Raw genomic sequence first — 24,652 nt, 5'->3', positions numbered from 1 at the left:
GGTCGGACCGTGTATTCGTGCGACTCGTCTCCGAGCACCTCCTCGGGATCGGCGGTCAGCTGACGCATCACCGCCCGGGCCACCATGTCGTCGGGATGGCGCTCGAGGTAACGCGCCAGGTCGCGACGCCCGTGCGCGTAACCACCGCGCTGCAGATCCTCGAGGATCGCGTCCAACGAGCGCCGGTCGGCCGGCGGGGCAACGTCCGGCGGCTCGGCCTCGGCCGCCTCGGCGGCCGCATCATCGTCATTGGTCTTTCCCTGCAGGCGGTCGTCGAGCTCGCCGAGCTGCGCACAACCGGCCATGAAGGCCGCACTCAGCAGCAGGGCGAATACCTGGACGAGGCGGGTTGGGAAATGGGAATGTCCACCGACAGTCATCATGGTCCGTTTGCCGTAGGTCGAGGAAATGGATTCAGGTAATCGACAGCCGCCCCGCCAGGCGAGCCAGCCAGGAGGGGGAACGCTCGGGGCGCGCGAGAATCAGGCCGAGATTGTCGCCCGCCTCTCCGCCGCGCCGCGCCCCCAGGACGAGCCCGTCGTACAGAGCGGTGGCCAGGTCCCGGGCGCGCAACAGACCGGCGAGCTCGGAGCGGCTCAGGGTTTCCCAGACGCCGTCGCTGCACAGGACGAACCCGTCGCCGGGCCGAGTGGCGGCGTAACCGTGTTCGACCTCGGGCGGCTCGCTGCCACCAAGCCCGCGCAGCAGGACGTGCTGATCGGGGTCGTGGGCGAGATCGGCCTCGCGAATCTCGCCACGATCGAGCTTCAGCCGGGCCAGGCTGTGATCGCGGGTGACGCTCAGGCAGCGCCGGCCACGAAAGTGGTACAGACGGCTGTCGCCGACGTGGACCCAGAAGGCCTGCCCCTCGCGCAGCAGCAGGGCGACGATGGTCGAATGCGGTTCGGCCGCCACCCAGGCATTGCGCCGCCGGATTTCCGCGTGCGCGGCCTGACAGAGGGTTTCCAGGAACAGGGCGCCCGGCTGGTCGCGCCAGACCCGCTCGTCCCACAACTCGCGGGCGGCGTGGACGACCCCGCCCGAGGCCAGCTCGCCGGCGCCGTCGCCGCCCATGCCGTCGGCCAGCACCAGCAGGGTGGTCGCCTCACGCGCGTCGTGCAGGCAGATCAGGTCATCCTGCTGGGACGGGCGCCCGCCGGGTGCGAGCCCGCAGGCCACGCCCGGCGGGGTCCCCGGCACCACCCGTATGTCGAACTGACCGTCCTGGTTCATGCCCGCGAGCGCTCCTGGTTCGCCTGTCTGTCGAGCCGGCGGCGTGCCGACCGGCCGTCGGGGCAGTATAGCCCGACGTCTGGCGGCCGGGCGCTGCCATTTCGAGCCCGCTCGGCGCCTCGCGCCGGGCACGGCAACCCGTCAAGGCCATGGCCATGGCGACCGGCCCGGCTCAGTCGGCTGTTTCCTGGGCTTCCAGCCACTCGGTCTCGACGGTCTCGAGCCGGGTGGCGACCTCGCCCCGCTCGGCCTGCAGGCGCGCGACTTCGGCGTCATGCTGCCCGTCATACAGCAGCGGGTCGGCCAGGGCCACGTCGATCTCGGCCAGCCGGCCACCGAGGCGCTCGACTTCCGCCTCGAGGCGGTCAAGCTGCTTTTGCCGCTGCCTGGCTTGCGCACGCGAGGCCTTGTCGCGCGGTTTGCCCCAGCTCGCCGGATCGGCCGGCGCCCGCTTGCCGGCCTTTCCCTTCGGCTTGTCGGCCGCCTGCTCGCGATTGTGGGCGCGGCGCCGCTCGGTGACCGCCTCGCGGTAGTCGTCGAGGTCGCCATCGAACGGCAGGGCGGCGCCGTCCCGCACCCACCAGAACCGATCGCAGACCAGCTCGATCAGGCTCTTGTCGTGCGAGACCACCAGGATCGCCCCCTCGAAGGTCTGCAATGCCTCGGCCAGCGCCTCGCGCATGGCGAGATCCAGGTGGTTGGTCGGCTCGTCGAGGATCAGGAGGTTGGGCGCCTTCCAGACCAGCAGGGCGAGCGCCAGGCGCGCCTTTTCGCCACCGGAGAACGGTGCGATCGGCTCGAAGATGCGATCGCCGACAAAGCCGAACCGACCGAGGAAGTCGCGCAGCTTCTGGGTGGTGCCGCTCTTGCCGGCGACCCGCTCGAGCGCGATCAGCGGGGTATCGCGCGGGTCGAGCTGGTCGAGCTGGTGCTGGGTGTAGTAGCCCACCTGCACGCCGGGGGCGACGAAGCGATCACCCGACAGCCAGGTCGGCCCGCCCTCGGCGATCACGCGGATCAGCGTGGTCTTGCCCGCGCCGTTCGCGCCCAGCACGCCGATGCGGTCGCCGGCGCGGACCTGCAGCGAGACGTCCGCGAGCAGCGGCTTGTCGTCGTAGCCGATGGCGACGTCCTCGAGCGTGACCATCGGATCCGGGGCGCGCTTCGGTGTCGGGAAGTAGAAGGAGAAATCGTCCCGGTCGGCGTGGCTCGCGGCGATCGTCGGCAGCCGTTCGAGCGCCTTGACCCGGCTCTGCGCGGCGCGCGCCTTGGTCGCCTTCGCGCGGAAGCGGTCGATGAAGACCTGCAGGCGCTCGCGCTCCTTGGCGATCTTGTCCGCCAGCGCGGCGTTCTGCGCCAGGCGCTCGGCGCGCATCGCCTCGAAGTCGCTGTAGTGCCCGGTGTAGAGGTTGAGCTTCTGGTTCTCGATGTGCGCGATATGCGTGCAGACGTGATCGAGAAAGTCGCGGTCGTGCGAGACCACGATCAGGGTGCCCGGGTAGTTCACCAGCCAGTCGGCCAGCCAGAACACCGCGTCGAGATCGAGGTGGTTGGTCGGCTCGTCGAGCAGCAGGATGTCGGAGGGCGCGATCAGCGCGCGCGCCAGGTTCAATCGCATCCGCCAGCCGCCGGAGAAGCTCGAGACCGGGTTGTCGATCGACGCGGGCGCAAAGCCCAGCCCGTCGAGCAGGCGGGCGGCGCGCGCCCGGGCGGTGAACCCACCGATCGCCTCGAACTCGGGGTAGATCTCGGCCATGCGCATGCCGTCGTTTTCGGCCTCGGCCTCGAGCAGCGCGGCATTCAGCCGGGCGTAGTCACGATCGCCATCGAGGACGTAGTCGACCGCCGAGGCCTCCAGCGCCGGGGTTTCCTGCTCCACGGTGGCCATGCGCTGACCACCGGCCCACTCGATGTCCCCCGAATCCGGGGCGATCTCGCCCTCGAACATCGCCAGCAGGCTCGACTTGCCGGTACCGTTCTTGCCCACCAGGCCCATGCGCTGACCGGGCAGGAGCGTGAGATCGGCATCCTCGAGCAGCAACTGCGTGCCGCGACGAAGGGAAACGGACTTCAACTGGATCATGCGGTCTCCAATCGGAATCGACGCCGGGTCATGTAGCGTCGGATAATGAGCGTGGCAATAGCGCGTCGAGCGTTTAACACTCCACACACGCTGACCGTGAGGCAAGTTTCCCCTTGTGCCTTGCCTCGCGAGCGGGAAATCGCAGGGACGGGCCGGCATGGACGCCGGCCCGAGGTTCGCCGCGACAGGATGTCGCGTCGAACCGTGCCCGTCAGCGATTTTCCGCTCGCGAGGCCGATCGTCGCGGATGCAGTCCGCGGCGATCGGGCCCGCAGGGCCAAGGCGCCGGGGTGTCTTCTTTTCGTCGGTTTTCTTGGACAAGCAAGAAAATCGACTCGCGCGCCTGCACCGTAGCCATGCAAGAACCACCCACTCCTTCCGGCGCGCGAAACTACCACGCCGCTCGATCAGGGCAACGACGCGCCCGTGTCAGGCAAGCAGAACCCCAAAACCAAAAAGGCCGGGACCCCAAACGGGGCCCCGGCCGGGGAATTTGGTCGGAGTGGCAGGATTCGAACCTACGACCCCTACGTCCCGAACGTAGTGCTCTACCAGGCTGAGCTACACTCCGAAAGACCGTCGACGCCTGAAACGTCAGTGGTCGCGCTGAACGCTGATGTCCGCCAGGGCGGCCATCGCTCGGGAATGGACACTGTCGGGGAGAACCCCCAGTGCCTGCTTGGCCGCTTCGGCCTCGCGTTCAGCGAGCGCAGAAGTATACGAGAGTGCGTCGGTCCGTTCAACTACTTCGAGCACCTCGTCGATCCGCTCGGCCGACTGCGATTCGATCGCCTCCCGAACCCGCTCGGCACTGGCCGCGTCCGCCCGCGCCATGGCGATGATCAGCGGCAGGGTCGGCTTGCCCTCGGCGAGATCGTCGCCGACGTGCTTGCCGGTCTGCGCCTCGTCGCCGCGATAGTCGAGCACGTCGTCGATCAGCTGGAAGGCCACGCCCAGGCGGTAGCCGTAATCGCCCAGGGCGCGCTCGGTGGCCTCGTCGCGGTCGTCGAGCACGGCGGCCAGCCGGCAGGCGGCCTCGAACAGGGTGGCCGTCTTGCGACCGATCACGTCCATGTAACGCGCCTCGGAAACCGACGCATCGCCGATGTTCATCAGCTGCATCACCTCACCCTCGGCGATGCGGTTGGTGGCATCGGCGAGGATGGCCATCACCCGCGGGCGCTCGACCTCGACCATCATCTGGAAGGCTCGCGAGTAGAGGAAATCGCCGGTAAGCACCGAGGCGGCGTTGCCGAAGCGGGCATTGGCCGTGTCGCGCCCGCGGCGCAGCGTCGACTCGTCGACCACGTCGTCGTGCAGCAGGGTGGCGGTGTGGATGAACTCCACCACCGCGGCGAGCTGCGCCGAGCCGGCGACGTCAGCCGCCTCGCCGCGCAGCGCCCGACTGGCGAGCATCAGCAGCAGCGGACGGAAGCGCTTGCCGCCGGAATGGACGATGTAGCTGCCCAGCTGGTTGATCAGGGCGACGTCCGAGCCGAGGCGATGCAGGATCACGCGGTCGACGGCCTGCATGTCGTCGGCCATCAATGCGCGAATCTCGTTCAACTGCATGCTCATCGTCTCGCTCGGTTGGGGGTGAGGCGGCACCGGCAATCGCGGACCGTCGCCAACCTTACACCATGGTCCGATAACCGACTACCGGAACCAGTGGGCCGGAAGCGACCGGGCCAGGGTCTCGCGCGCCGCCTGGAAGGCGTTTTCGTCGACCTCGTCGCCCGCAAAGCAGATCCGGTCGAGGGTAGAGCGTGCCGCGAGCCAGTCTGTCGGCGCACCACGGGCCGCCAGTTCGACACGAGACGGCGCCGGCATCGGGCTTGGCAACCCGGCGAGTTGCCGGTTGAGGCACTCTCGCAGGGTGCGCGGATCGGAGGCCGAACCCAGTTCATGCTGCGCCTGCCGCCAGGCCCGGCGGGCGATCGCCCATCGCCACCCGGCGCGGCCCAGCGGCAGCATCACCACCAAGGCCAGCAAGCCGCCGATCAACCAGGGCAACGCGGCCCGTATGGCCGCCCAGCGGCGCTCGGCCGGCTCGGCCCGCCAGGCCACCGATTGCGCGTCGTGTTGAAGGTAGCGAGGCTCGGCCGCCGCAGTCTCGGCGCTCTCCCTGATCTGGCGGGGATCGATGTACGGCAGGGTGATGGCCGGCAGCCGGGCCTCGCGCCCGCCCTCGGCGTCGCCCTCGCCCGACGGCAGGATCGAGAAACGCACCTCCCAGGCGTCGGCCAGCGGCCCCATCTCTTCCGCGGCCGCCTGTTCCGGGGCCCGACGAATCGCCGGCTCGTCGAGCCGCAGCCCGGACGGCGCGGTGAGCTGGGCGTGCAGCAGCTGTTCGATCGCCTTGGCCGACAGCCCCTCGCCGACCACGGTGAAACGCCACTCGCCCGGCTCGCCGGCGACCAGGTCGCTCACTTCTGCCCCGCTCAGCCGGATCGCCGGGGTGACCGGCAGGTACTCGGGCCAGTGGGCCGGCAGGCGAGTCACCTCGAGCCGGCGCGCCACCGGTAGCCAGGCGTATTCGCTCTGGGCACGACCGACCACGTCGAACTCGATGCGCTGGAACTCCAGCGTGACCTCGCCGGGGCGCAACGCCTGGACCGCCCAGCGGTAATGGCGACGGTTCACGCGCCGGCCGTCCATCTCGACGGTGTCCTGGCCGGCCTCGAGCAGTTGCGCGTCGATGCCCGCCCCGGCGGGCCGGTGGACCTCGACGCCGCGCAGCTGCCGGGAGGGGTCGAGGATGGTCTGGGTGACGAGGAAGGACTCTCGCTGTACCGGGTCGATCGCCGATACTTCGGTCTCGACGATCACCCCACGCGGCGGACGCCCCGCACCGTCGCGACTGACCCGCTCGGCGACGGGCGGCAACGGCTCGATCGGTCCGAGTTCGACGCGCTCGGCAAAGCCGTCGCGCTCGCGGTCGCGATCGGGACGCGGGATGTCGGCGATCGCCGGCACGGCCGTTGCCAGGAGCAGCGCGAACAACGCAGTCCGCCGCGCCGTTCGCCATCCGAGCGATCGTACGGCACTCATTCCTCGTCCCCCGACTCGTCATCGACCAGCCCCTGGCGGACAATCGACTTGTAGGGCTGCTGACGCAGCAGGCCATCGAGCGGCGGCGCCGGGCGATCCTCGATCCGCTCGAGTTTCTTGCGCGCCCCGCCGAGCAGCCCCTCGTCGAGCGCGAAGGCCTCTCCATCGCCACGCTCCTGCTCGGCGACCGCGCCTCCCTGACCGCTACCCTCGCTCTCGAGAAGTTCCTCGGCCATCTCGGCGCCCTGCGTCTCGTCCACCTCGCGCGGCTGGTTGGAATCGTAGCCCTGGAATTCCGGACGTTCCTCGTCGGCCTCCTCGCGCCCGCCCCCCAGAATGGACGCGACCAGGTCGCGGTTGTGCCGCGCGTCGTCGTGCTCGGGGTCGATCGCGAGTACCGCCTCGAAGGCATCCACCGCGCCTCGATAGCGCCGCGCCAGGGTCATGGCGTTGCCGAGATTGAACAGCGCCAGCAGTCGCTGCTCGTCGGTCTCCGCCAGCCAGGACGCCGCCTGCAGTCGTTCGACGGCATGTGGATAGTCGGCGCGACGAAACGCCGCCAGACCACTGCCCAGGCGGGCGTCGAAGCCGGCGGCACGATCGAAATCGCTCTGCGCCCGGGCGAACTCGCCGGCCTCGAAGGCCTGCCAGGCCCGGTCAAGGTGGGCCTCGCGCTCGACCTCGTCGACCAGCGGGGCCGCCCCGGCCACCGTGAACAACACCGGGGCGAGCACGACCGCCATCACGATCGCGGCTACACGCCAGCGGCGGGTGCCGGGCAAGGCCCAGTCGAGTACCAGATGGATGACCAACGCAACCACCGCCCCCCACAGGGCGAGCACCGCCAACGAGCGATACCCCTCGACGGTGTCCGGCGACCGTGACGGCGTCGGCAACGCCTGGATGCGCTCGCGCAGGAAGTCGGCGTCCTCGGCCAGCACACCGGTCTGTCGCGCCGCGCCATCCGTGAGCGAGGCGACCTCCGCGACGCGATCGAAGGCGGGCTCGGAGACGATCACCTCGTTGTCGTCGTTGCGCCGCGGCTGGCCATCCTTGAATAGCGGCGTCCGCTCGCGGGCCATTGCGATGGCGAACAGGGGGATGCCCCGCTCCGCGAGCCGATCGGCTGCCGCAAGCACTCGGCTGCCTGCCTCGCCGGCGAACTGGCGGCCATCGGCGGAGGTCACCCAGACCACCGCGCCGCCCTGCAAGGCGGACATCTCGGCGGCCAGCTCGAGCGCGCGATCCGGACGGACAACCAGCTGGTCGCCGACCAGATCCGGCAGGTGACTGACGTAGAAACTCAGGAGGCGACTGTCCGGGCTCGGCGGCAACAGGATCGCGGCCGTGTCCACCGAACGCAGCAGACCCATCGGGCGGGCCGCCAGCGACTCGACCAGCAAATCGATGAGCATCACCGCGCGCTCGGAGCGGTCGGGATCGACGTCCTGTCCGCTCATTGCCGCCGACCCGTCGACGATGAACAGCACCGGCGCGCGAGACTCCTCCGACGACTCCCGATCCTCGGCCACGCGCGGATCGGCCAGGGCGAGCACGGCGAACAGCCAGAACAGGATCCAGAGCGCCCACGCGGCACGACGGGCGCCCCGGGCGCGAGCCGCACTGCCGGTCGTGCCGGCAAAGGCCCAGTCGCGCAGCTCCGGGTCGGCGTAGGCATCCAGCCGCGTCCGACGCCGACGACGCCACAGGGCGAGCCCGACGGGCACCAGCAGCAACCACAGCGCCTCGGGATGGGCCAGCACGGGCCACGTCTCGGCGCCAAGCAGCAGGTGCCAGAGATCGATCAGGCTGTCGACGGATGAATCCATGTTCAGCACCTTCAGGCGGCCAGACGGATGTTGAGAATCTGGGCGACAAGCAGGGCTACCAGTCCCAGCGCGAGGAACCAGACGAGCAGCGACTCTCGCTCACGCCGGGTTTCCGCCCCGTCGTTCTCGGGTTCGTGACGCTCGATCACCTCGGTCACCGCGAGCAGGGCCTCGCGATCACCCGCGGCGATCGCCTCCCCGCCGGACAGCCGTGCCAGGTCCTCGAGCGTGGGATCACCGTCGGCGGGCTCGGTGTCCTTCGGGGCAAGATTGATGGTGAACAGCTCGATGTTTTCCGCCCGCGCCAGGGTCAGGGCCTCGGCCGGACTCATCTCGCCGCCGGTGTTGACCCCGTCGGTCCACACCAGCAGCTGTGGCGGCGCCTCGCCGCGCTCGCGGCGTTCGGCGATCGATTCCATCGCCACGGCTAGGCCATCGCCGAGCGCGGTGGCACTGCCGTCGAGCCCCGGCTCGAGCTGCTCAATCCAGAAACGCAGCGCGTCGTGGTCGTCCGTTTCCGGCACCACTGTCCCGGCCGAATCGGTGACCACCATCAGCGAGAAACGATCCTGCGGGTGTTCGTCGATGAACGCCTCCAGCGCCTCGCGCATCATCTCCATGCGCGAGACCGGCTGGTCCGCTGCATCACGGAAATCGCGCGTGGACATGCTGGGGCTGGCGTCCACCAGCAGCACGATCGAGCGGGCCGGGGCCTGCCGGTCCACGGACTCGCCCACCCACACCGGGCGAGCCAATGCCGTGATCAGGGCCGTCAGGGCGACCAGCAGGGCGGCCAGCAGCCAGCGCTGCCCCCCGCGTGGTCCGGCACCGTCCGTGTCACGACCCAGTGCCGGATGACGCAGCAGCCTCGAGGGCGGGCGGTCGCGCACCCGGCGCGACCAGGCCGGGTAGACCAGCGGCAGGGCCGCGAGCAGTAGCAGAACCCAGGGGGAATCGAAGCCGATCATGACGCCTCCCTGCGCCAGACGGCGCGACGCATCGTGCGCAGCCGGGCGGCCAGCGATGCGCGCCGGGCATCGGGGACCGTCTCGGTGCGCTGGGCGAAGCGTTCGTGGTCGATCTCGCGCACCCAGGCCGACCACGGCTCGGCCAGCCGATCGCGCCGAGGCGCGCGCCCGCCGTGCTGCCAGCGCCCGATCGCGCCGACCACCCGGTCCTGAAGGTCACGCCAGCCAGCGGCATCGCCGACCTGTCTCGACCGGCGCTCCAGCCCCCACAAGGTCCACCACAGGCGCAGGTCGGCGCGGCGACGCCACGCCCACCAGCCCAGAAGCAAGAGCAGCACCACCGCCAGCACGACCAGCCAGGCGAGCGAGGCCTCGTCGCCGGACGACGCGCCCGACTCGGCTGTCTCGCGAGCCGCCAGCCACGGCGCGGTGTAGATGTCGACCAGCCCCTCGGGCGCCTGCTCCGGCAGGTCGCCGTCGGGGTGTGTCCAGTCGCGGTAGCCCTCGCTCATGCCGGCGCTCCCGCCGCGCGGGCCAGTGCGACCGGCGCCTCGGCCAGCCAGTCGGCCGGTTCGGCATCGGCGGGAAGTGCCAGGAAGGCCGCGCCGAGCGCCTCGGCCGACTCGCGCCACGTGTTCAGGCGTTCATGCTGTCGGCGGGCGAAACCCTCGCGCCAGCGGCGATTGCCGGTATCCAGCCAGCGTGCCCGGCTCCCCGCCTCGAAGGCGACCAGGCCCAGGTCGGGCATGTCCAGCTCGACCCGATCGGCCACCGAAACGAAGATCAGGTGATGGGCGGCGGCCAGCGGCGCCCAGTCGATCGGCCGACCGGGCCCGGTGTCCGAGAGGCAGTCGGAAAGCACGACCACCACCGAGCCGGCGGGCAGGCGTTGCAACAGGCGCTGGCGCAGCCCCGGCCAGTCGACCGGCTGGGCGTCCTCGCAGGTTTCGCCGGCCGCCTCGGCCAGTTCGCCCAGGCGCTGCAGGATCGCGCCCTGACCAGTGACCGGCCCGGCGGCATGGTGGCCGGGGCAGAGCTGCTCGCCGATGCCGTGGATCTCGACCGCCAGGTTCTGCCGCAGTGCACCGGCGGCGAAGGCGTGCGCGGCGAGCAGCGCCTGGCTGAGCTTGAGGCGGCGGCGCGTGCCGAAGCGCATCGCCGCGCCGCAGTCGACGATCAGGTGCGCCTGGCGCTGGGCCGGCTCGCGGTGGACGCGCACCACCGGTTCGTTGGCCCGCGCGGAGATGCGCCAGTCGATGCGAGCGGCGGGCTCGCCCGGCTGGTAGGCACGCAGTTGTTCGAAGTCCAGCCCCTCGCCCAGCCGGCGCGCCAGCTGGTCACCGGACAGGCGGGTGGCGGTGGGGAAGCTTTCCTGCACCAGCGCGGGCAGGCGCTCGCCACCGGCCCAGGCGACGGCGATCTCCTCGGCGGATGGCGCCACGCCGACGCGGGGCGCACCGACACGCCCCTCGTCCCGGCCGGTCCGGCCTCGCAAGGTGGCCATCGTCCGGTTGAGCCATCCGCGTGTCACGGCGCGGGGATCAGCTCGAGCAGGCGGTCGATGACCGCGTCGCGGGTCAGGCCGCTGACCATCGCGCGGGGGCCGAGGATGATGCGGTGACGCAAAGCATCACCGGCAAGCTTGATCAGGTCGTCGGGGACGATGTAGTCACGCCCCTCGAGATAGGCCGCCGCCCGGGCGGCCTGCACCCAGGCGAGCGCCCCGCGCGGCGAGGCACCGACCAGGACCTGGTCGGCCAGTTCGGGATCGAGCTCGCCGACCCGGCGAGTGGCGGCGACCACGTCGACCACCCAGCGCTGCAGGGCCTCGTCGCAGCGCACCTGGCGCACGGTCTCGCGCGCGGCGAGCACCTGGTCGACGGTGATGTTCTTCGCCTCGCCGACCGGGTTGCTGCCCAGTGTGCCCTCGAGGGTGCGCTTGAGGATGTCGTACTCGTCCTCGCGCTCGGGGTAGTCGAGCGACACGTGCAGCATGAAGCGGTCCATCTGGGCCTCGGGCAGCGGGTAGGTACCCGACTGCTCCAACGGGTTCTGCGTGGCCATGACCAGGAACAGCTCGGGCAGGTCGCGGCTGTGGCCGGCGACCGTGACCTGGCGCTCGGCCATCGCCTCGAGCAGCGCCGACTGGACCTTGGCCGGGGCCCGGTTGATCTCGTCGGCGAGGATGATCTCGTTGAACAACGGCCCCGGCTCGAAGGTGAACTCGCGGGTCTCGGGGTGGTAGACCTCGTTGCCCAAGAGGTCGGCGGGCAGCAGGTCGGGGGTGAACTGGATGCGCTTGAAGTTGGCGTGTACGCCCTCGGCGAGCGCCTTGATCGCGGTGGTCTTGGCCAGGCCCGGCAGGCCCTCGACCAGCAGGTGACCGCCGGTGAGCAGGCCGATCAGCAGCCGGTCGACCAGCTCGGTCTGACCGACGATGTAGTGGCCCAGGTGGGCACGGAGGTCCTGGATGGGCATCTGTTCGCTCATGACTCGGCTCGACTCGTCTCGGTTTCGGTGTCGTCGTTACTGGTGGGCAGGCCGGCCAGCTTCCACTCGGGAAAGCCCGATTCCAGCCGGCGGGTGCGGAACCCCGCCTCGCGCAGGCGGGCGACCGCCTCGAAGGAAAAGGTGCAGTAGGGACCGCGGCAGTAGGCGATCACCTCGCGCTGGGGGTCGAGCTCTGCCATGCGGCGCTCGAGATCCCTGACCGAGACGTTGATCGCCCCGGGAATGTGGCCCGCCTCGTACTCCTCTTCCGGGCGCACGTCGATCAGGGTCACCAGCCCCTTGCGGCAGCGCTCGATCAGTTCCTCGGCGGAGACCGGCTCGAGCGCATCCTGCCGGTGCAGGTGGGCATCGACCATCTGGCGCACCTCGGCCAGGTGACGCTCGCCCACGCGACGGAACACGTCCAGGAGCTCGACCACGTCGTCCGCGGCGATCGAGTAGATCACCTGCTTGCCCTCGCGCCGCGCGACCACCAGCCCGGCCTGCTGCATGCGCTGCAGGTGCTGGGAGGTGTTCGCCACGGACAGGCCGGCCGCGCGGGCCAGCCCGTCCACCGAGCGCTCGCCCTGGGCGAGATGCTCGAGCAGCTCCAGGCGGCGACCGTTGGAAAGCACCTTGCCCAGGCGGGCGAACTGGTCGTTCAACTGCTGCTTGAAGGCCACGGGAGGACTCCTGGTCGCGATTGATCCGCTTATTCAACCACTCAATTGAATTTGTCACAAGGGAGGCGGCGCCGGATCGCCAGGCTTGACATTCGTTCAATTGATCAATTGAATGATACCGGAAACACAGGAAGGGAGACCCGGAGATGTTCCTGATACAGCACCCCTGCGAGTTCAGCTCGCTCGCGTATCTGTTCGGCTGCACCGGCAAGGGCCGGGCCATGGCCGTCGACGTGCACCTCGACGACGTCGACCATTTCGTCGAAATGGCCGAGGAAAAGGGCGTGGACATCAGCTACGTGGTCGACACCCACGTCCACGCGGATCACAAGACGGGCGGCCCGGAACTGGCCAAACGCAGCGGCGCGACCTACGTCCTGCACGAGTCCGCCCCGGTAAAGCACGAGTTTCACGGCGTGGCCCACGGCGAGCGGCTGGAGCTGGGCAACGTCAGCGCCGAGGTGCTGCATACGCCGGGGCACACCGACGACAGCATCTGCCTGCTGGTGACCGATCACTCGCGCACCGCCGAGCCCTGGTTCCTGGTCACGGGCCACACCCTGTTCCCGGGCGGCGTGGGCCGGCCCGACCTGCATGGCCGCGAGCGCGAGATGGCCGAAAAACTCTACGACTCGCTCTACGGCCCGATCCTCTCCTTGCCGGATCACATCGAGATCCTGGCCGGCGCCCAAGCGGGTTCGGTCTGCGGCGGCGGGATCAGCGGCAAGCCCATGTCCACGCTGGGCTTCGAGAAGCGCCACAACGACGGGCTGATCCGCGAGCGACAGTATTTCATCGAGACCATCGCCTCGATCGAGCTGCCGCCGGTCGAGGAGATCAAGGCGTTCTACGCCTTCAACACCGGGAACTGAACCCGGGATCACAAAGGAGGAACCACCATGACGACATTCACCCAGACCCTGAAGTCCGGCCTGATCGCCGGCAGCCTCGCCCTGGCGGCCAGCGTCCCCGTCGCCGCCGAGGACATCGTCCCCGGCGCGACCGGACCGAGCGGCCAGACGGTGCTGACCTTCATCGGCAAGGAACCGCCGGGTACGCGCTGCAACAACAACCTGCAGGTCGCCGCCCAGGTGGCCAACACCTACCAGGTGCCGATCCAGATCCTCTCGGCGAGCATGGTCGAGGAGCTGCCGGCCCCGGCGGTCTTCTACGGCGACCAGCTGATCGCCGCGGACGGCAAGGATCACAACGGCATGGCCAGCTACCAGATGGTCACCGATATCCTCGAGATCGAGGGCGTGCCGAAGCACGAGAGCACCGGCCTGCTCGGCAACGAGAAGGTCAACAAGGAATTCACCGACCTGCAGTCGATCATCAAGTCCGGCGGCAAATGAGGAGCCTAGCCATGAAGAATCTCAAGACACTGCTTGCCGCGCCGATCGTCGCGCTGGCCTTCGCCACCACTCCGGCGATGGCGGAAAACGAGGAACTGATCGATGCCATGGAGGGCTACGTGATGTTCGCGGACTACCAGGGGGCGACCATCCGTCCGGAGCAGATCCCGGAGGAGGACTGGGAGAACATGACCATCGTCGACACGCGGGATGCCGGTCAGTACGAGAAGGACCACATCCCGGGCGCGATCAACATCGAATGGCGCGAGATCCTCGAGCGTCGTGACGAGCTGCCCAGCGACCGCACCGTGCTGGTCTACTGCAACACCGGCAGCCTGTCCGCGCAGGCCGGGCTGATGCTTCGCCTGGCGGGCATGGACAACGTCCGCATCCTCCAGGACGGCTTTACCGGCTTCAAAGAAGCCGGCGGCGTCGAGGCGAATGCCCGGGCCCAGGAAGAAGCCGAGGAAGCAGGCGAGTAACTCGTCCCGCCCCGCCATGGCGCGGGGCGTCTTGCCGAATGCCACCCGCTCGACCGGGCCGCATCCGGCAAGGCGTTAGAAACGTCAACTCACGAAACCAATTCACCCGCAAGGGCAAGAGGCAACCCATGCATAACGCTCACGGGGATATCGATCACCGGGATCTCGTTCACGGCATCGCCGCCAACCGCGGCCAGTTCGTCCAGTTCCTGCTGCAGGTGTTCTTCGTCGGCGCCCTGGTCGGCATGACCCGCACCGTGCTGCCGGTGCTCTCGGAATCGGACTTCGGCCTGGCCGCCGGCGCGTTCACCACGCTTGCAAGCTTCGTGGTGATCTTCGGCGTGATCAAGGCCACGCTCAACCTGCTCGCCGGGCGCTTTTCCGACCGCTACGGGCGCAAGCGGGTGCTGGTGGCCGGCTGGCTGTTCGCCATCCCGGTGCCGTTCCTGCTCCTGATCGCGGACTCCTGGGGCTGGGTGCTGCTGGCGACGGTCTTTCTGGGCATCAACCAGGGCCTGGCGTGGTCGATGGCGCTCAACAGCAAGCTGGATCTCACCCACGCCCACCAGCGCGGGCTGGTCAATGGGGCGAACGAGTTCGCCGGCTACGGCGGCGTGGCGGTGGCCGGTTACCTCGCGGCGATCGTCGCCGAGCAGCTGGGCGCCCGCGAGGGCCTGTTCTGGTTCGGGCTGGCCGTGATCGGGCTGGCGCTGGCACTGGCGGTCTGGATGGCCCGCGACACCCTGCCCTGGGCCCATGCCCAGCAACAGGCCAATGGCAACGGCAAGGTACCGGCCCTCCGATCCGGGCTGGGCTTTTTCGCGCACGCCACCTGGGGCAATCGCAGTCTGCTGGCGATCAACCAGGCCGGATTGGTGGAGAAGTTCACCGACACCATCATCTGGCTGTTCGTGCCCATCCTGCTGGTCTCGCGCGGTGCAGACCTGGTCACGGCCGGCTTCCTGGTGGGCATCTACGGCGTGGTCTGGGGCGCCGGCCAGTTGATCACCGGCCCCGCCTCCGACCGACTGGGCCGGCGTGGCCTGATCACCTGGGGCATGTGGCTGTGCGGGGCCGGGATCGTCGCGATCGTGCTGACCCACTCGGTCTGGGTCTGGGGGCTGGCGCTGGCGGCAACCGGCGTCGGCATGGCGATGCTCTACCCGACGCTGGGCGCGGCGGTGGCCGACCACTGCGAGCCGGTCGAGCGCGCCGGCATCCTGGGCGTGTATCGCTTCTGGCGAGACTTCGGCTATGCCGTGGGCGCGCTGTTGCTGGGGCTGGTCGCGACGTTCACCGGTGGCATCGAGGCAGGTTTCTGGTTCGTCGGGGTGGCGATGGCGCTCTCCGGTCTGTGGATCGCCCTGGGCCTGGCGCCGCGCGGTCAGAACCACTGACTGCCAACGAACCTCTGTACCAGCATTCATGCGGAGGCTTCCGCGCACTGGCATCCTGCTTGCACAGGCGTCCTGACAAACCGCCGCCCCGGCTGGAATGCGGCTCGGGGCCGGGACATTGTCACTTTATGACGGGGCGGCCAGGCAGGCCGTGGCCATCATGGACACAAGGAGGACACCATGCGCCCGCACCATCCGACCCTGCCGGCCGCCCTGTTCGGCCTGATGCTGATCGCGACGACCGTTTCCGCGGAAGGTCAGACCTTCCGCTGGGTGAATGAATCGGGCGACATCCAGCTGAGCGACACGCTGCCTTCCGGAGCCGCCGCGCGGGGCTACCAGGTGATCGATCCGCATACCGGGGAAGTGATCCGCGATGTGTCCCCGCGCAAGTCCGCCGCGGAAAAGGCACGCGAGGCGAACGAACGGCAGGCCGCCAAGCGGGCCGAGCGCGAGGCCCGGACCCAGGCCGAGCGCGATCGCATCCTCTTGTCGCTATACGGCAGCGAGGCCGACCTTCAGCAGGCCCGCGACGAGCGACTCGACCGGATGGACGCCCGGATCCGACAGATGGAGGGGTCGATCGAGCGCATGCGGGCGAATATCGAAGACGGCCACGACGAACCGCAATACGCACGTGATCTGGAGCGCCTCGAACAGGCCTTGGCCGAGGCCCGCGAAGAAAAGAAAGCGGTAACCAGCGAGTTCGATACCGACCTGGAACGCTTGCGCCAGCTCAAGTCGAACGACTGAGCTGGCCGCCCGGCACTCAGCCGCGGATCAGCGTGCCGACCCCCTGGTCGGTGAGCAGTTCGAGCAGTACCGCGTGCGGCACCCGGCCGTCGATGATCTGGACGGTCTTGACCCCGCCGCGCACGGCATCGAGCGCGAAGTTGATCTTGGGCAGCATGCCGCCGTGGATGGTGCCGTCCTCGATCAGCGCCTCGACATCCCCCGCCGTCAGACCGGTCAGGAGCTTGCCCTCGCGGTCCAGCACGCCGGCGATATTGGTCAGCAGCAGCAGTTTTTCCGCCTCGAGCACCTGGGCGACCTTGCTCGCCACCACGTCGGCATTGATGTTGTAGGCCTCGCCATCCTCGCCCACGCCGATCGGCGCGATCACGGGGATCACGTCCGAGGCGTCCAGGGTGCGCAGGATGCCCGCGTCGATGGAAGCCACCTCGCCGACGTGGCCGATATCGATGATCTCCGGTTCGTCGAATTCCGGGTTCTTGCGGGTGACCTTGAGCTTGCGTGCGCGCACCAGCCCGGCATCGCGGCCGGTCAGGCCCACGGCCCGGCCGCCATGGCGGTTGATCAGGGCGACGATGTCCTTGTTGACCAGCCCGCCGAGCACCATCTGCACCACATCCATGGTCTCGCGGTCGGTGACCCGCATGCCGTCGACGAACTCGCCCTGCTTGCCCAGCTTTTCCAGCACCTGGTTGATCTGCGGCCCGCCGCCATGAACGATCACCGGGTTCAGGCCCACCTGCTTCAACAGCACGATGTTGCGGGCGAAGGCGTCCTTGAGGTCCTCGTCGACCATGGCGTTGCCGCCAAACTTGATCACCACGGTCTTGTCGAACAGGCGCTGGATGTAGGGCAGCGCCTCCATCAGCACATCGGCGGTCAGGGCGGGGTCGAATCGGGGCATGATCTCGTTTTCTCTGGTTGTTTGTCGGTAACTCAATTGCGGCCGGTATGACCGAAGCCGCCGGTGCCACGCGCGCTCTCGCCGAATTCCTCGACCGCCTCGAAGGCCACCTGCACCACGGGCACGACCACCAGCTGGGCGATGCGCTCGCCGACATCGACGGTGAACGGGCTGTCGCCGCGATTCCACATCGAGACGAACAGCTGACCCTGGTAGTCCGAATCGATCAGTCCGACCAGGTTGCCCAGCACGATGCCGTGCTTGTGGCCCAGCCCCGAGCGCGGCAGGATCATCGCCGCCAGGCCCGGATCGTCGAGGTGGATGGCCATGCCGGTGGGCACCAGCTCGGTCTGGCCGGGCGCGAGGGTGAGCGCCTCGTCCAGGCAGGCCCGCAGGTCCAGGCCCGCCGAGCCGTCGGTGGCGTAATCCGGGCGCGGGATCTCGTTACCCAGCCGGGGGTCGAGCCATTTGACCTCAACTCGATGCATCGTCGGAAACCTGTGTGATCTGGTGATAGGTGTCGAAAATCCGGGTCGCCAGCCGCTCCTTGCCCGCCTGCGCCAGCACGTGCTCACCGCCCTCCCACAACAGCAGCAGCGCGTTGTCCGGCCGGTCGAAGCCCTTGCCCGCGCCGACCTCGTTGGCACAGATCAGGTCCATGCCCTTGGCGACACGCTTGGCCGCGGCGTGTTCGCGCAGGTCGTCGGTCTCGGCGGCGAAACCGATGACGAACGGCCGCTCGGCACGTGCCGCCACGCCGGCGATGATGTCGGGGTTGGGCACCAGCTCGAGGGAGACCGCTTCGCCGGTCTTCTTGAGCTTGCTCGCCGCGGGCTCGGCCACGCGGTAGTCGGCCACCGCCGCCGCGCCGATGAAGAGATCCATCGACTCGATCGACTCGACCGCCGCCTGCATCTCGGCCGCGGTCTCCACGTCGATGCGCTCGACGCCCGCCGGGGTGGGCAGGGCCGAGGGGCCGGCGACCAGCGTCACGGCCGCGCCGCGCCGGGCCGCCTCGGCGGCGATGGCGAAGCCCATGCGCCCGGAGGAGCGGTTGGCAAGAAAGCGCACCGGGTCGATCGGCTCGCGTGTGCCGGCGGCGGTGACCACCACCCGTTGCCCGGCGAGGTCCCGGGCTGGCGATTGCAGCAAGGCCTCGGCGATCGCCCCGGGCTCGAGCATGCGCCCCTCGCCGGTCTCGCCGCAGGCCTGGGCCCCGGCCGCCGGCCCGTGCATGACCACGCCACGTTCGACCAGCAACGCCCGGTTGGCCTGCGTGGCCGGGTGGGCCCACATCTGCCGGTTCATCGCCGGGGCCAGGTGAACCGGCGCCTCGGTGGCGAGACAAAGGGTGGTCAGGAGATCGTCCGCCATGCCGGCGGCCAGGCGCGCCATCAGGTCGGCGCTGGCCGGGGCGATCACCACGGCATCCGCCCAGCGGGCCAACGCGATATGATCCATGCCCGATTCGGCCTCGGCATCCAGCAGGGTGGTGCGCACCGGATGCCCGCTGACCGCCTGGAACGACAGCGGGGTGACGAAGCGGGTGGCCGCCTCGGTCATCACCACGCGCACCTCGCAACCGGCCTCGACCAGGCGACGCACCAGCACCACGGCCTTGTAGGCCGCGATGCCGCCGGAGACGCCGACGAGGAGACGCTGGCTGGATGACTCGTTGGATGACGGGGCGTTCATGCGCGCAGTTTATCAGGGAAGATCGGCACATAGCCGATGCCACGCCGCCGACACGCGATCACCAGACACAGTCGAGACAGACGCATGCCAGACGAACCAAGCAAGCAGGCCGACCAGCCGGGCAACGATCACGGCGAGCCGCCACCCCGAAAGCCGAAACGCCGCCTGCCGCGCTGGGCACGCTGGACCCTCGAGGGCCTGGTGTTCGTCGCCGCGCTATTGGCCGTGCAGGCCTGGATGGGGCCGGACCTGCCCGACGGCGAGATCCCGGGCATGGTGGTAGAGAGCATCGATGGCGAGGAGGTGACCCTCGGCGGGCCGGCGGATGAGCCCACCGTGGTGGTGTTCTGGGCCACCTGGTGTGGTTACTGCGATCTGGAGATGCCCTGGCTGGTCGACCTGGTCGACGACCACCGCGTGATCACCGTGGCGATGCAGTCGGGCGATGCGGCCACGGTGCGTGCCCACATGCAGGAGAACGACCTCGAGAAGCTGCCGGTGGTCAACGACCCGGATGGACGCATCGCCACGAGCCTGGGCGTGAACGTCACGCCCACCTTCCTGTTCTTCGACCAGACCGGCCGGGTGGCCCATTCGACCACCGGCCTGACCAGCCCCTGGGGCGTGCGCCTGCGGATGTGGTGGATGAACCGCGCCGCCGACTGACCCGGGCCATTCCGGGACCATCTCCGCCGCCTACCCGGGGCTACCCCGGTTTGAGGCCTCAGGCCTGGTCGATCGCGGCGAGCAACTCGTCGAAGGCGGTCTGGAACTGCTCGAGCCCCTCGTCGAGCAACTGATCGCGCACCGCCCCGTCCATGTCGATGCCGAGATCGGCCAGTTCGGCCCAGACCTTGCGATCCTCGTCTAGGCGCGGCTTCAGGTTCGAGGCGATCCGTCCATGGTCGGCAAAGGCCTCGAGCGTCGCGTCCGGCAGCGTGTTGATGGTGCGCGGGGCGATCAGGTTCTCGACGTAGAGCAGGTCCGAGTAGGCGGGATTCTTGGTGCCGGTACTCGCCCAGAGCAGGTACTGCGGCCAGGCACCTTCCTGCTCGAAGCGGTCGAACGACTCGCTTTCGAAGACCTCTCGAAAATGCTCGTAGGCCATCCCGGCCAGCGCCAGGGCCGACCGTCCCTTGAGGGCCTCGGCTCGCTCGCCGCCGATGGCATCGAGCTGCTTGTCGACCAGGGTGTCGACCCGACTCATGAACAGGCTGGCAACTGCGCGCACCTCGGCGGGCTTGCCGCCGTTCTTCTCCAGTTCCTCGATGCCTCGTCGATAGGCGGCGAATACCCGCCGCACCTGGTCGAGGGAGAACAGCAGGGTGACGTTGACGCTCACCCCATCACCGATCAGGCGCTCGAAGGCCTCGATGCCCTCGACCGTGCCCGGCACCTTGATCAGGACGTTTGGCCGATCGACCAGTTCCCGCAGGCGATGCGCGGCGCGCACCGAGGCCTCGGCGTCGTGCGCGATGCCGGGGGATTCCTCCCAGGAGACCCAGCCGTCCTCGCCGTGCGACTGGTCCCAGATCGGGCGGAGCAGGTCGCAGGCGCGCTGGATATCGGTGACGACCAGGTGCTCGTAGACGGACTCGACGTCCGAGTACTGGCGCTTGCACGCGGCGATGTCCTCGCTGTAGAGGTCGCTGCCGACGATCGCCTTCTTGAAGATCGACGGGTTGGAGGTCACCCCACGGATGCCGAAATCGCGAATCAGCCTCGGCAGGCCGTCGTCCATCAGCAGGGGGCGGGACAGGTTGTCGAGCCAGAGGCTCTGGCCCTGCGATTCATGAAGCTGGGTCAAGGCGTGCGCGGTCATCGACGGTTCCTCCGGGTTGCGGGTGCCTAGGCAAGCTTAGACGCTTACGCGCCGCCGATGTAGTTGTCGTTATCGCGGATCGAAGGGCATCGAGGCACGCATTTCCTCGTAGAACTCGCGCGCCTCGTCGGTCTTGGCCGGGGGCGTGTGGATCATCAGCTCGAGAAAGAGATCGCCCCCGGCAAAGCCGCGCTTGGGGATGCGCAGCTTGCGTCCCGACTGCGACCCGGCAGGCACGCTCATGTTGATGCGCTTGCCGTCGGGCAGGGTGACCGGCACCTTGGCGCCGAGTGCGGCCTCCCAGGGCGTGATCGGCAATTCCTGGATGATGTCGTTGCCGTCGACCCGGTCACGGTCCTCCTCGCGCAGGGTCAGTACCAGGTAGAGGTCACCCGCCGGGCCGCCCATCGGACTCGGCTGGCCCTGGCCGGAGAGCCGGATACGTCGCCCCGGCGCCGAGCCGGCCGGCACGTTGACCTTCAGCGAGCGGGCACCGCCGCGCCCGTCGGAGATCCGGATGGTGTGCGCGCCGCCGGTAACCAGCAGCTCCAGCGGCACCGGCGCCTCGGCCTCGACGTCCTGACCGCGCACGGCACGCCCCTGGCCGGCACCGCCCGGGCCACCGGCACCGCCGAAACCGCCGCCGAAGAACTGAGAGAAGAAGTCGGAGAAACCGCCGGCAGCGAAGTCGTCACCGCCGAAGCCGCCGCCAAAGCCGCCGGCTCCGCCCGGGCCACCGGGACCGGCGCCGAACTCGTCGCCGTGGTGGTAGCCCGAGCCGAGCGCGTCGTAGCGGGCACGTTTCTGTTGATCGCCGAGCACCTCGTAGGCCTCGTTGATTTCCTTGAACTTGTCCTCGGCGCCTTCGCCCTTGTTGCGATCCGGGTGGTATTTCTGAGCAAGCTTGCGGTAGGCCCGCTTGATCTCGTCCTGGGAGGCGTTGCGTGCCACGCCCAGGGTTGCGTAGTAGTCGTGATATTTCACGCCTGCACTCCTCCGAGTGATGTGCTGTGTGTCGTGTGGCCGGCGTCTCGAAAACTCGCCCCCGGCCGATCGCGGGCAGGCTTTCGACACGCCGGGATCGAACGGAGGCCCAACGAGGAAAAGCCCGGGGCCGCCGGGCTTTTCGCGCACGTCCGCGGCCGGCGGCCGAGGCGGATCAGCTCACCTCGATACGACGCGGCTTCGAGCTCTCCGCCTTGGGGATGGTCACCGTCAGGACGCCGTGCTCGGACGATGCCTTGATGCCATCGGCATCCACCTGCTCGGGCAGGGTAAAACGGCGATAGAAGCGTCCGTAGTGACGTTCGATGCGCGAGTAGCCGTCCTGCGACTTCTTCAGCTCCGAGTTGCGCTCGCCCTTGATCTCGAGCACGCCATTGTCGGCCGTCACCTCGACGCTCTTGGGGTCGACGCCCGGCAGATCGACGTGCAGCTCGTAGACATCCTCGTTTTCCTTGATGTCGACCGCCGGTGCCCAGTCGGCAATCTCGAGCTTGCCCTCGTCGGCCCCCTCGTTGAGGCTCGGCTCGAACAGCGAGTTCATCTCGCGATAAAGCTGATCCAGCATACCCCAGGGCTGGTTGCGGGTCTGACCTTCCGGCTTGTAACGCACGATAGCCATGTTCAACACCTCCCTTCGACGTTCAATGACTGGCCAATGCCGTGTTCATGCCGTCGATGTAGGTCATCCGCGGGGATTTTCAAGACCCCAAAACAACGAGGCCCCGCCGGAGCGGGGCCTCGTGCACGCGAACTTCTTGCCGGTCAGCTCAGCGCTGACGGGCCTTGAAGCGCGGGTTGGTCTTGTTGATGACGTAAACCTTGCCGCGACGACGAACGACCTGGCAGTCCTTGTGTCGCTTCTTGGCTGACTTGAGAGAAGACAGAATTTTCATGGACGCCCCTTTCGCTAATCCGCTCGGTTCCACACAAAGCGCGGCAATATAGCGGATCCGGCCCGCTTTGGCAACCACCGCCTTGCCCGAGACGACTCGGGGCACTGCAGGACCGCCCGGTTGCAGGTATCCTCGCTGCCTGCACCAACCTATCCGGGACGCCCGAATGACCGACATCGTGATCGCCACCAACAACGACGGCAAGATGGCCGAATTCGAGGAAATGCGCCGGGTGCTGGCCGAGAGCCACCCCACGCTGACGGGGCTGCGCTTCGTCTCGCAGCGCGCCTGGAACGTCTCCTCCCCGGTGGAGGATGCCGACAGCTTTCGCGGCAATGCCCTGATCAAGGCGCGCCACACCGCCGCGATCACCGGCCAGCCGGCGATCGGCGACGACTCCGGGCTGGTGGTCGATGCCCTGGACGGTCGCCCCGGGATATTCTCCTCGCGCTTTGCCGGTGAGAACGCCGGCGATGCGGAGAACAACGCCAAGCTGATCGAGGAGCTGGCCGCCCGCCCCGACGCCCCGCGCAGCGCACGCTTCGTCTGTGCCCTGGCCTTCGTTCGCGATGCCGACGACCCCCGCCCCATCGTCGTCGAGGGCACCTGGGAAGGCGAGGTGCTCGACGCCCCGCGCGGGGCGCGCGGTTTCGGCTACGACCCCTTGTTCTTCTCGCCCGAGCACGGCATGAGCGTCGGCGAGATGGACCCGGACGAAAAGCACCGCGTCAGTCACCGCGCCCGCGCCCTGAAGCAGCTGATCGAACAGCTCGCCAGCGTCGACATCCAGCCCGCGTGAGGCACCAATGAGCCTGCTGCAGTTCACCGACAACCCGCCGCTGTCGCTCTACGTCCACCTGCCCTGGTGCGTGGAGAAATGCCCCTACTGCGACTTCAACTCGCATGGCCTCAAGGGCCGCGAGTTGCCCGAGGACGAGTACGTCGATGCGCTGCTGCGCGACCTCGAGCCCGAACTGCCGCTGATCTGGGGCCGGCCGATCGAGACGATCTTTCTCGGCGGCGGCACACCGAGCCTGTTCTCGCCCGAGGCGCTCGACCGGCTGATGTCGGGGCTGCGCGCCCTGCTCGACCTGCGCTTCACCCGCGAGGTGACCCTCGAGGTCAACCCGGGCACCGACATGGCCAGCCGGCTGGCCGAATACCGCGCCATCGGCTTCAACCGGGTCTCCATCGGCGTGCAGAGCTTCAACGACGACGCGCTCGAGCGCCTGGGCCGCATCCATGACCGGCGCGCGGCCTGGCGCACCATCGAGGCGGCGCACGACGCCGGGCTCGACAGCTTCAACATCGACCTGATGCACGGCCTGCCCGGGCAGACGGAAGACGACGGCCTGGCGGACATCGATACCGCGATCTCGCTCGAACCGCCGCACCTGTCCTGGTACCAGCTGACCATCGAACCCAACACGGCCTTCGCCTTCAGCCCGCCGGCGCTGCCGCCGGAGGCCACCCTGGAGCGCATCGGCGATGCGGGTGCCGAGCGCCTGCGGGCCGCGGGCTACGGGCACTACGAGATCTCCGCGTTCGCGCGGCCGGATCATGCCTGCCAGCACAACCTGAACTACTGGCAGTTCGGTGATTATCTCGGTATCGGTGCCGGCGCCCACGGCAAGCTGACCATCCCGGCAGAGAACCGCATCGAGCGGCGTGTGCGCAGCCGCCATCCGAACCGCTACCTGGAGCTGGCCGGCACGTCGGACAACATCGACGCCCACGACATCGGCCGCCAGGAGATCCCGTTCGAGTTCATGCTCAACGCCCTGCGCCTGACCGAGGGCTTCCCGGTCAGCCTGTTCCAGGAACGCACCGGCATGCCCATCGCCGTGATCTCCGAGACCCTGCGCGGCCTGGAAGACGACGGCCTGATCGACTGGGACATCCGGACCATCCGCCCCACCGAGCGCGGCCTGCGTTTTCTCAACGACGTGCTGGGGCGCTTCTTGCCCGACGCGTAACGCGCACCCGGCGGACCTTGGCCCGGTATCCTG

25 protein-coding genes, 1 tRNA gene and 1 pseudogene are annotated in these 24,652 nt (G+C 68.8%); 8 read left to right on the top strand and 19 right to left on the bottom strand.

The window, feature by feature from the left end; all coding sequences use genetic code 11:
• From ACLFRM_RS03110 to ACLFRM_RS03055, 12 genes and pseudogenes are all read right to left on the bottom strand, one after another.
• Positions 1-383: pseudogene (locus ACLFRM_RS03110) on the bottom strand (hypothetical protein); the annotation flags it as partial.
• A gap of 31 nt (positions 384-414) precedes the next feature.
• On the bottom strand, positions 415-1,233 hold the full coding sequence (locus tag ACLFRM_RS03105; RefSeq protein ID WP_410754249.1) for a PP2C family protein-serine/threonine phosphatase: 819 nt from the start codon (positions 1,231-1,233) through the stop codon (positions 415-417).
• A 172-nt stretch (positions 1,234-1,405) separates the two neighbouring features.
• Positions 1,406-3,316, bottom strand: a complete 1,911-nt coding sequence (locus ACLFRM_RS03100; protein ID WP_410754248.1) for an ABC-F family ATP-binding cassette domain-containing protein — start codon at positions 3,314-3,316, stop codon at positions 1,406-1,408.
• Between the two features lie 494 nt (positions 3,317-3,810).
• A tRNA-Pro gene (locus tag ACLFRM_RS03095) sits at positions 3,811-3,887 on the bottom strand.
• A 23-nt stretch (positions 3,888-3,910) separates the two neighbouring features.
• Positions 3,911-4,888, bottom strand: coding sequence for a polyprenyl synthetase family protein (locus tag ACLFRM_RS03090; protein ID WP_410754251.1), 978 nt, complete (start codon positions 4,886-4,888; stop codon positions 3,911-3,913).
• An 84-nt stretch (positions 4,889-4,972) separates the two neighbouring features.
• Positions 4,973-6,367, bottom strand: a complete 1,395-nt coding sequence (locus tag ACLFRM_RS03085) for a hypothetical protein (protein WP_410754247.1) — start codon at positions 6,365-6,367, stop codon at positions 4,973-4,975.
• The gene (locus ACLFRM_RS03080; RefSeq protein ID WP_410754246.1) at positions 6,364-8,196 is read right to left on the bottom strand and encodes a hypothetical protein; all 1,833 of its coding nucleotides are present in this window, start codon (positions 8,194-8,196) and stop codon (positions 6,364-6,366) included. Before ACLFRM_RS03080 ends, ACLFRM_RS03085 begins: the two co-directional genes overlap by 4 nt.
• Positions 8,197-8,207: 11 nt before the next feature.
• The gene (locus ACLFRM_RS03075) at positions 8,208-9,164 is read right to left on the bottom strand and encodes a VWA domain-containing protein (protein WP_410754245.1); all 957 of its coding nucleotides are present in this window, start codon (positions 9,162-9,164) and stop codon (positions 8,208-8,210) included.
• A complete protein-coding gene (locus ACLFRM_RS03070) occupies positions 9,161-9,676 on the bottom strand; it encodes an LPXTG cell wall anchor domain-containing protein (protein WP_410754244.1) in 516 nt (171 codons plus the stop codon). Before ACLFRM_RS03070 ends, ACLFRM_RS03075 begins: the two co-directional genes overlap by 4 nt.
• On the bottom strand, positions 9,673-10,668 hold the full coding sequence (locus tag ACLFRM_RS03065) for a DUF58 domain-containing protein (RefSeq protein ID WP_410754243.1): 996 nt from the start codon (positions 10,666-10,668) through the stop codon (positions 9,673-9,675). The genes ACLFRM_RS03070 and ACLFRM_RS03065 overlap by 4 nt, the downstream gene beginning before the upstream one ends.
• 23 nt (positions 10,669-10,691) lie before the next feature.
• On the bottom strand, positions 10,692-11,654 hold the full coding sequence (locus ACLFRM_RS03060; RefSeq protein WP_410754242.1) for an AAA family ATPase: 963 nt from the start codon (positions 11,652-11,654) through the stop codon (positions 10,692-10,694).
• Positions 11,651-12,337 carry an ArsR/SmtB family transcription factor gene (locus ACLFRM_RS03055; protein ID WP_410754241.1) on the bottom strand — a complete coding sequence of 229 codons (687 nt, stop codon included), beginning with the start codon at positions 12,335-12,337 and terminating at the stop codon, positions 11,651-11,653. Before ACLFRM_RS03055 ends, ACLFRM_RS03060 begins: the two co-directional genes overlap by 4 nt.
• Before the next feature lie 146 nt (positions 12,338-12,483).
• On the opposite strand from ACLFRM_RS03055, the gene ACLFRM_RS03050 reads away from it, so the two are divergent.
• The 5 genes from ACLFRM_RS03050 (at position 12,484) to ACLFRM_RS03030 (ending at position 16,324) form a co-directional block, all read left to right on the top strand.
• Entirely contained in the window at positions 12,484-13,209 is a 726-nt protein-coding gene (locus tag ACLFRM_RS03050; RefSeq protein ID WP_410754240.1) for an MBL fold metallo-hydrolase, read from the top strand.
• A gap of 27 nt (positions 13,210-13,236) precedes the next feature.
• A complete protein-coding gene (locus ACLFRM_RS03045) occupies positions 13,237-13,692 on the top strand; it encodes a hypothetical protein (RefSeq protein WP_410754239.1) in 456 nt (151 codons plus the stop codon).
• A gap of 11 nt (positions 13,693-13,703) precedes the next feature.
• Positions 13,704-14,174: a rhodanese-like domain-containing protein gene (locus ACLFRM_RS03040; protein ID WP_410754237.1), complete on the top strand. Its 471-nt coding sequence runs from the start codon at positions 13,704-13,706 to the stop codon at positions 14,172-14,174.
• 128 nt (positions 14,175-14,302) lie between these two features.
• On the top strand, positions 14,303-15,571 hold the full coding sequence (locus ACLFRM_RS03035; RefSeq protein ID WP_410754236.1) for an MFS transporter: 1,269 nt from the start codon (positions 14,303-14,305) through the stop codon (positions 15,569-15,571).
• A gap of 180 nt (positions 15,572-15,751) precedes the next feature.
• The gene (locus ACLFRM_RS03030) at positions 15,752-16,324 is read left to right on the top strand and encodes a hypothetical protein (protein WP_410754235.1); all 573 of its coding nucleotides are present in this window, start codon (positions 15,752-15,754) and stop codon (positions 16,322-16,324) included.
• Positions 16,325-16,340: 16 nt separating this feature from the next.
• Here ACLFRM_RS03030 and argB read toward each other — a convergent pair whose 3' ends face one another.
• From argB to coaBC, 3 genes are read right to left on the bottom strand one after another with little or no spacing between them, the layout of a single operon-like run.
• Positions 16,341-17,228, bottom strand: coding sequence for an acetylglutamate kinase (gene argB / locus ACLFRM_RS03025; RefSeq protein ID WP_410754234.1), 888 nt, complete (start codon positions 17,226-17,228; stop codon positions 16,341-16,343).
• Positions 17,229-17,260: 32 nt separating this feature from the next.
• Complete coding sequence (dut, locus tag ACLFRM_RS03020) at positions 17,261-17,716, bottom strand: dUTP diphosphatase (RefSeq protein ID WP_410754233.1); 456 nt, start codon at positions 17,714-17,716, stop codon at positions 17,261-17,263.
• Positions 17,703-18,923 carry a bifunctional phosphopantothenoylcysteine decarboxylase/phosphopantothenate--cysteine ligase CoaBC gene (gene coaBC, locus ACLFRM_RS03015; RefSeq protein ID WP_410754232.1) on the bottom strand — a complete coding sequence of 407 codons (1,221 nt, stop codon included), beginning with the start codon at positions 18,921-18,923 and terminating at the stop codon, positions 17,703-17,705. Before coaBC ends, dut begins: the two co-directional genes overlap by 14 nt.
• A gap of 84 nt (positions 18,924-19,007) precedes the next feature.
• On the opposite strand from coaBC, the gene ACLFRM_RS03010 reads away from it, so the two are divergent.
• On the top strand, positions 19,008-19,589 hold the full coding sequence (locus ACLFRM_RS03010; protein WP_410754231.1) for a redoxin domain-containing protein: 582 nt from the start codon (positions 19,008-19,010) through the stop codon (positions 19,587-19,589).
• A 58-nt stretch (positions 19,590-19,647) separates the two neighbouring features.
• On the opposite strand, the gene tal is transcribed toward ACLFRM_RS03010, so the two are convergent.
• The 4 genes from tal to ykgO all read right to left on the bottom strand — a co-directional run bounded on the left by tal (position 19,648) and on the right by ykgO (position 22,643).
• On the bottom strand, positions 19,648-20,745 hold the full coding sequence (gene tal, locus ACLFRM_RS03005) for a transaldolase (protein ID WP_410754230.1): 1,098 nt from the start codon (positions 20,743-20,745) through the stop codon (positions 19,648-19,650).
• A 69-nt stretch (positions 20,746-20,814) separates the two neighbouring features.
• Positions 20,815-21,729: a DnaJ C-terminal domain-containing protein gene (locus ACLFRM_RS03000; protein ID WP_410754229.1), complete on the bottom strand. Its 915-nt coding sequence runs from the start codon at positions 21,727-21,729 to the stop codon at positions 20,815-20,817.
• A gap of 175 nt (positions 21,730-21,904) precedes the next feature.
• A complete protein-coding gene (locus tag ACLFRM_RS02995; protein ID WP_410754228.1) occupies positions 21,905-22,369 on the bottom strand; it encodes an Hsp20/alpha crystallin family protein in 465 nt (154 codons plus the stop codon).
• A 148-nt stretch (positions 22,370-22,517) separates the two neighbouring features.
• The gene (gene ykgO / locus ACLFRM_RS02990) at positions 22,518-22,643 is read right to left on the bottom strand and encodes a type B 50S ribosomal protein L36 (RefSeq protein ID WP_058574874.1); all 126 of its coding nucleotides are present in this window, start codon (positions 22,641-22,643) and stop codon (positions 22,518-22,520) included.
• Positions 22,644-22,809: 166 nt separating this feature from the next.
• Here ykgO and rdgB point away from each other — a divergent pair, with 166 nt between their 5' ends.
• Entirely contained in the window at positions 22,810-23,442 is a 633-nt protein-coding gene (gene rdgB / locus ACLFRM_RS02985; protein ID WP_410754227.1) for an RdgB/HAM1 family non-canonical purine NTP pyrophosphatase, read from the top strand.
• Positions 23,443-23,455: 13 nt separating this feature from the next.
• A complete protein-coding gene (hemW, locus tag ACLFRM_RS02980; protein ID WP_410754250.1) occupies positions 23,456-24,619 on the top strand; it encodes a radical SAM family heme chaperone HemW in 1,164 nt (387 codons plus the stop codon).
• Positions 24,620-24,652: the final 33 nt, after the last annotated feature.

It is taken from the genome of Guyparkeria sp. (assembly GCF_046540515.1).
Lineage (GTDB): Bacteria > Pseudomonadota > Gammaproteobacteria > Halothiobacillales > Halothiobacillaceae > Guyparkeria.
This window is presented reverse-complemented; position numbering and strand designations above follow the sequence as displayed.

Coding starts and splice junctions, on each gene's coding strand:
- ACLFRM_RS03105 (WP_410754249.1), bottom strand. CDS start 1,233: ATGAACCAGGACGGTCAGTTCGACATACGGGTGGTGCCGGGGACCCCG.
- ACLFRM_RS03100 (WP_410754248.1), bottom strand. CDS start 3,316: ATGATCCAGTTGAAGTCCGTTTCCCTTCGTCGCGGCACGCAGTTGCTG.
- ACLFRM_RS03090 (WP_410754251.1), bottom strand. CDS start 4,888: ATGCAGTTGAACGAGATTCGCGCATTGATGGCCGACGACATGCAGGCC.
- ACLFRM_RS03085 (WP_410754247.1), bottom strand. CDS start 6,367: ATGAGTGCCGTACGATCGCTCGGATGGCGAACGGCGCGGCGGACTGCG.
- ACLFRM_RS03080 (WP_410754246.1), bottom strand. CDS start 8,196: ATGGATTCATCCGTCGACAGCCTGATCGATCTCTGGCACCTGCTGCTT.
- ACLFRM_RS03075 (WP_410754245.1), bottom strand. CDS start 9,164: ATGATCGGCTTCGATTCCCCCTGGGTTCTGCTACTGCTCGCGGCCCTG.
- ACLFRM_RS03070 (WP_410754244.1), bottom strand. CDS start 9,676: ATGAGCGAGGGCTACCGCGACTGGACACACCCCGACGGCGACCTGCCG.
- ACLFRM_RS03065 (WP_410754243.1), bottom strand. CDS start 10,668: ATGGCCACCTTGCGAGGCCGGACCGGCCGGGACGAGGGGCGTGTCGGT.
- ACLFRM_RS03060 (WP_410754242.1), bottom strand. CDS start 11,654: ATGAGCGAACAGATGCCCATCCAGGACCTCCGTGCCCACCTGGGCCAC.
- ACLFRM_RS03050 (WP_410754240.1), top strand. CDS start 12,484: ATGTTCCTGATACAGCACCCCTGCGAGTTCAGCTCGCTCGCGTATCTG.
- ACLFRM_RS03045 (WP_410754239.1), top strand. CDS start 13,237: ATGACGACATTCACCCAGACCCTGAAGTCCGGCCTGATCGCCGGCAGC.
- ACLFRM_RS03040 (WP_410754237.1), top strand. CDS start 13,704: ATGAAGAATCTCAAGACACTGCTTGCCGCGCCGATCGTCGCGCTGGCC.
- ACLFRM_RS03035 (WP_410754236.1), top strand. CDS start 14,303: ATGCATAACGCTCACGGGGATATCGATCACCGGGATCTCGTTCACGGC.
- ACLFRM_RS03030 (WP_410754235.1), top strand. CDS start 15,752: ATGCGCCCGCACCATCCGACCCTGCCGGCCGCCCTGTTCGGCCTGATG.
- argB (WP_410754234.1), bottom strand. CDS start 17,228: ATGCCCCGATTCGACCCCGCCCTGACCGCCGATGTGCTGATGGAGGCG.
- dut (WP_410754233.1), bottom strand. CDS start 17,716: ATGCATCGAGTTGAGGTCAAATGGCTCGACCCCCGGCTGGGTAACGAG.
- coaBC (WP_410754232.1), bottom strand. CDS start 18,923: ATGAACGCCCCGTCATCCAACGAGTCATCCAGCCAGCGTCTCCTCGTC.
- ACLFRM_RS03010 (WP_410754231.1), top strand. CDS start 19,008: ATGCCAGACGAACCAAGCAAGCAGGCCGACCAGCCGGGCAACGATCAC.
- tal (WP_410754230.1), bottom strand. CDS start 20,745: ATGACCGCGCACGCCTTGACCCAGCTTCATGAATCGCAGGGCCAGAGC.
- ACLFRM_RS02995 (WP_410754228.1), bottom strand. CDS start 22,369: ATGGCTATCGTGCGTTACAAGCCGGAAGGTCAGACCCGCAACCAGCCC.
- ykgO (WP_058574874.1), bottom strand. CDS start 22,643: ATGAAAATTCTGTCTTCTCTCAAGTCAGCCAAGAAGCGACACAAGGAC.
- rdgB (WP_410754227.1), top strand. CDS start 22,810: ATGACCGACATCGTGATCGCCACCAACAACGACGGCAAGATGGCCGAA.